Below are 1,011 nucleotides of genomic sequence, written 5' to 3' on the forward strand. Positions count from 1 at the left end.
CGCAGCTGTCACTTTTGTCCTGACAGTTCCTTTCCCGTCGGAAAGAAACTGCCACGACAGCATACCGCGGGAACGTTAGCAGCTATTACCAGACAATAGAGCAACACGAATACAAATTATATGAAAAAAACCTTTATTAGATTTTCGATTTTTTCTCTTATTTGTTTTTCCTTGACAAATTGTAGAACAGGGCAGAAAATTCAAACAGGAGTGTTAATTCCGATAGAATTAAAGCAATTTGAACCATGTGAAGCTAGCGTATGGGGATTCCCTCATATATCAAGACTGAAATCAGATACAGTGATTCGTTTCTGGATACAGAGGGAGTTCGAACCATTAGAAATATTAACTATTGCTAAATATGAAAATGAATTTTATTGCGAATATGTAACCTATGGCATAGACCACAAACATTATTTTTGGACAAAAAGAAAATCAAGACCAATTGAGACCTATAATCAAATTGAGTTAATACCACTTCAAGGATGGAAAGAATTTACGCAAAGTCTGGATTCTTTAAATATTTATAGGATTACTTCATCTGAAGAAATAGACTATTCAAAATTTACTGTCTGTTCCCCAACTTTTTATACGGTAGAAACTCTAATTAAGGACTCAATTTCCTTTGCAAATTTCTATTCTGTGCAACCTTTTAAATATGAATCATCAACAATGGATTATTATCAGAAAATTGTTGATCTTCTAAATATTTCATTTATCCCATTTTCTGAAAAATTGGCTGCTGACAGAAAAAAATATGAGTTTAATTTAAAATATGAAAATGAATCTAATAGGTAGAAAAACAGCTGCTAACACACGGTATAGTGCATGGCAGTACTTTTAAATAAAATAATTCAACATTCGCTGCCAACTCTTTTCGTCATGACAGTTCCTTTCACGGGTGAAAGAAACTGCCACGACACCATACCGCGGGAACGTTGGCATTAATTTTACAAAATGACTCATATACTTGATTTCATAAAATCATTATTTTTTGACAACTCTAAATCA

Annotated in this window: 1 protein-coding gene; it reads left to right on the forward strand. The window is 33.1% G+C overall.

Annotation, left to right across the window (positions count from 1 at the left end):
• Positions 1–120: 120 nt before the first annotated feature.
• On the forward strand, positions 121–798 hold the full coding sequence (locus ACE1ET_RS20450; RefSeq protein ID WP_375730285.1) for a hypothetical protein: 678 nt from the start codon (positions 121–123) through the stop codon (positions 796–798).
• The last annotated feature ends 213 nt before the right edge of the window (positions 799–1,011 follow it).

This window comes from Quyinboa mangrovi (genome assembly GCF_042219825.1).
Classification (GTDB): domain Bacteria; phylum Bacteroidota; class Bacteroidia; order Bacteroidales; family UBA5342; genus JBHJHP01.

Excerpts from the sequence above, each read along its gene's own strand:
- ACE1ET_RS20450 (WP_375730285.1), top strand. The coding sequence starts at position 121 with ATGAAAAAAACCTTTATTAGATTTTCGATTTTTTCTCTTATTTGTTTT.